Annotated in this window: 5 protein-coding genes; 1 reads left to right on the top strand and 4 read right to left on the bottom strand. The window is 67.6% G+C overall.

What is annotated here, in order from left to right:
- From N7590_RS21890 to flgA, 4 genes are all read right to left on the bottom strand, one after another.
- A partial coding sequence (locus N7590_RS21890) for an ATP-binding protein (protein ID WP_279935901.1) occupies positions 1 to 1,190 on the bottom strand: 1,190 nt, incomplete at its 3' end.
- A gap of 91 nt (positions 1,191 to 1,281) precedes the next feature.
- Positions 1,282 to 1,620 (bottom strand): flagellar protein FlgN, encoded by a 339-nt coding sequence (locus N7590_RS21895; RefSeq protein WP_006366325.1) that lies wholly within the window; start codon positions 1,618 to 1,620, stop codon positions 1,282 to 1,284.
- Positions 1,617 to 1,922, bottom strand: a complete 306-nt coding sequence (flgM, locus tag N7590_RS21900; RefSeq protein ID WP_006444133.1) for a flagellar biosynthesis anti-sigma factor FlgM — start codon at positions 1,920 to 1,922, stop codon at positions 1,617 to 1,619. The genes N7590_RS21895 and flgM overlap by 4 nt, the downstream gene beginning before the upstream one ends.
- 75 nt (positions 1,923 to 1,997) lie before the next feature.
- On the bottom strand, positions 1,998 to 2,654 hold the full coding sequence (gene flgA / locus N7590_RS21905) for a flagellar basal body P-ring formation chaperone FlgA (protein ID WP_164240889.1): 657 nt from the start codon (positions 2,652 to 2,654) through the stop codon (positions 1,998 to 2,000).
- A gap of 210 nt (positions 2,655 to 2,864) precedes the next feature.
- On the opposite strand from flgA, the gene N7590_RS21910 reads away from it, so the two are divergent.
- On the top strand, positions 2,865 to 3,781 hold a 917-nt coding region (locus tag N7590_RS21910; RefSeq protein WP_279935902.1), incomplete at its 3' end, for a chemotaxis protein.

The following is a 3,781-nucleotide window of genomic DNA, read 5'->3' on the forward strand; positions in this document are numbered from 1 at the left end:
CGGAAGCGCGAGCCAACGCCCGGGGTGCTGTCCAGGTCGATGCGGCCGTGGTGCTTGTTGATGATGCTGTAGGAGATCGACAGGCCCAGCCCGGTGCCGCTGCCCACCGGCTTGGTGGTGAAGAACGGATCGAAGATGCGCTGGCGCAGTTCCGGCGAGATGCCGCCGCCGGTGTCTTCGAACTCCACCCAGACATGATCGCCATCAACGCCGGTGCGCACGGTGATGGTGCCGCGCTCGGCGATGGCGTGGCCGGCGTTGAGCAGCAGGTTCATGTAGACCTGGTTCAGTTCCGACGGCAGGCACTCCACCAGCGGCAGCTGGCCGAACTCGCGCACCAGGGTGACCTTGTACTTGAGCTCGTTCCAGATGATGTTGATGGTCGATTCCAGGCCCGCATGCAGGTCGACCAGCTTCCACGACTCATCGCGACCGGAATACGAGAAGTCCTTCAGGTCGCGCACGATGCGGGTCACCCGCTCGATGCCCTCGCGCGACTCGGCCATCAGCTGCGGCAGGTCGCGGCTGATGAAGTCGATGTCGAGGCGGTCACGGATATCGTCGATCTCCGGAATCAACGCCTTCGGATCCGGCGCACGCAGGGCGCGCTCGTAGGCCTCGATCACGGTGAACAGACTGCGCAGGTATTCCTGCAGGCTGCCCAGGTTGGAGTGCACGTAACCGATCGGGTTGTTGATCTCGTGCGCCACACCCGCGGCGAGCTGGCCGATCGAGGCCATCTTTTCCGATTGCAGCAGCTTTTCCTGGGTGCCGTTGCGGCGCAGGTAGGCCTGGCGCAGTTCGGCGTGGCGCTGCTGCAGCTCGCGTTCGTAGTCTTCCTGCCCTTCGATGTGGCGGAACAACGCCAGGAAGTGCCCTTCGCCGACCGGGCCGTGGTGGTACAGGTGGGCGATGACCACGCCCTCGCCCAGCGGCAGGCTGCCGTTCCAGTGACCATGCTGGCGCGCCTGCTCCAGCGCATCGGGCGGCAACAGTTCACGCAGGCGCTGCGGCGGCGGCAATGCGCCGTCCTCGCCGTTGGCCAGCAGGTTCTGCGCGGCCGGATTGGCCAGGGCCACCTGCCCGTCCTCGGTGAACAGCAGCAGGCCTTCGCGCAGGCGCTCAAGCAGCGCCTGCAGCACCGGCTGCGGCGGAAGGGGGGCGGTAACCAGGGCGTTGGCAGCGGACACGGCAACTCGGGGCGTTCGAACAGGCGCCCAATATACGCGGTCGCGCGGCGGGCTTCAGCCCGCGGGGAGGGGGTGTGCGATCGCCGTCGCGTCAGGCGACGGCGAGGGGGCGGCGGGCGGTGACCGTGTGCGACTGACCCTTGGCGTCGTAGGCCGAGGCGTCTTCGGTACGGCCCAGCTGGCGCAGCGCCCAGTTGACCTCACGGCGGCGGCGCGACAGCAGCACACCGTTGGCCCGGTTGCGTTCGGCCAGTTCCTGCAGCTGTTCGCCCTCGCCGACCGGCGGCGCACCTTCCAGCGCACGCAGCGCTTCCAGCTTGGCGCCGGTGGCACGGATCAGGGCGTGCACGTCGTGCTCGACCAGGGCCTGGCGCTCAACGTCCAGGGCCTGGGCGAGACGCTGCAGCGGCTCGCTCATCGCTGCGGTCATCCCTGCAGCTGCTGGTCCAGATCGAGCATGCGCGAAGCGATCGCGTCCGGATTGATCTTGTAGGTGCCGTTCTGCAGCGACTCGCGCACGGCGGCCACGCGCTGGGCGTCGATCGCCGGGGCGGTGGTCAGCTCACGCTCGATGGCCTGCAGATTGGTGGCCTCGCCGGTCAGGCGCAGGCTGTCGGCGGCCTCGACCGGGCGCGCCGGCGAATCGCTGCTGACGCCGGGCTTGCTGGCCGGGGTCGTCACGCTGCGCAGTGCCTGGGGGACCTGCAGGTTGCCGTCGATTTTCTGGCTCATGGGGTGTCCTGGAGTTGCCGTTCACAAGGGATAACGGCCGCTGGGCCGCGATCTTTAGGGATATTCTGCGTCAATTCAACGCGCCACGATTACGTCACCTGCGGCATCGACCGTGCCCTGCACGATCCTCCGCGAGGACAGGTTCTCCACCGAGACCCGTTCATTCTCGCCCGCATCACCCATCGCACGGCCGGCAATGCGGACTTCGACCGAGCCGCGACGCGACACCAGCGCCACATTGTCTCCTCGCTTGATGAGACGCTGCACCACCAGGTCGTTGTTCGACAGCAGGGCCCCGGCCTGCAACGGACGGCGGGCGATGCGGCCGATCGCCGCGTTGGGATCGGCCAGTACCGCACCGGCTATCCGGGCTGCATCACGCTGGGCAGTGGTGATATCGGCGGCGGTAAGGGTTTCTCCAGTGCCGATTCCACGATTGAGTACCAGCACGGTCTGGTTGCGCCGTACCTTCACCGGCACGAACAGGCGCCAGCCACCTGCATCGGGACAGCTGACCTCCACCGTGGTGTTGGCAGTGGGCTGCACCTGCAACGCGCCACCACACTTCGGCAGGCGCAGCGCGTCGGCCACCTGGGCCTCGCCCTCGCTGCCGGCCGGCAGCGTCGACAACGCCGCGGCGCGGATGCTGGCCACGGGCTGCCAGTCGGCGGCGCCCGCCCAGGGCGTGGCCAGGGCCAGGGCGATGGCATAGAGAAATGTGACCCGGCGCATGGCGCCTCCTGTCGAGGGGATCTGGCCCAGATGCGTGCAAGGGATGTGCCAGATCGACGGGGTCGCCTTCTGTAGAGTCGAGCCATGCTCGACTGCTCTTCTCCGAACAGCCAGTCGAGCATGGCTCGACTCTACAAGAGACTCGGCCGAGCATGGCTCGACTCTACGAAAGCGCTCAAGTTCGGTGCCGAGCACGCCGATACAGCAGCCATGTCCCATGACCTGCTCAACCGGATCGACCAGCGGACCCGACTGGCCGGCCACAACCGCCTGGCGCTGCTGCTGTTCCGTCTCGGCGGACGTCAGCTTTTTGGCGTCAATGTCTTCAAGGTGCAGGAAGTCCTGCGCCGCCCGGAGCTGTTCCAGGTGCCCGGGCTGCCCAGCCAGTTCTCCGGCGTGGCCGATGTGCGGGGCCGCTCGGTGCCGGTGCTGGACCTGGGCCTGGCGATCGGCCACCCCGAGCGTGAACCCGATGCGGACACCTCGCCCGGCTACCTGGTCGTCACTGAATTCAACCGCTCGATCCAGGGCTTCCTGGTCAGTGGCGTGGAGCGCATCGTCAACATCGCGGTGGAAGACATCCACCCACCGCCGGAGCTGGGCGCTGAATCGAGCTACCTGACCGCCGTGACCCGCTTCCAGGGCGAGCTGATCCAGGTGATCGACGTCGAAAGCGTGCTGGCCGACATTGCCCAGGTCCGCGGTGAAGCCGTGCTCGACCCGGCGATGGCGATGCCCGCCGATGGCCCGCAGCTGCAGGTGCTGGTGGTGGACGACTCGCGCGTGGCCCGCCAGCAGATCCGCAGCGTGCTTGACCAGCTGGGCGTGGGGGCGACCCTGCTGTCCGATGGCAAGCAGGCGCTGGACCACCTGCTGCAGATCCACGCCTCGGGCGAGAACCCGGCCGAACGCTACGCGATGGTGATCTCGGACATCGAGATGCCGGCCATGGACGGCTACACGCTGACGACGGAAATCCGGCGGCACCCGGGCCTGGCCGGCCTGTACGTGCTGCTGCACACCTCGCTGTCGGGCGTATTCAACAATGCGATGGTCGAGCGCGTGGGCGCCAACGCCTTCGTCGCCAAGTACTCGCCGCACGAGCTGGCCGATTTCGTGCTGGACCG

It is taken from the genome of Stenotrophomonas sp. GD04024 (genome assembly GCF_029837545.1).
GTDB classification, from domain to species: Bacteria; Pseudomonadota; Gammaproteobacteria; order Xanthomonadales; family Xanthomonadaceae; genus Stenotrophomonas; species Stenotrophomonas forensis.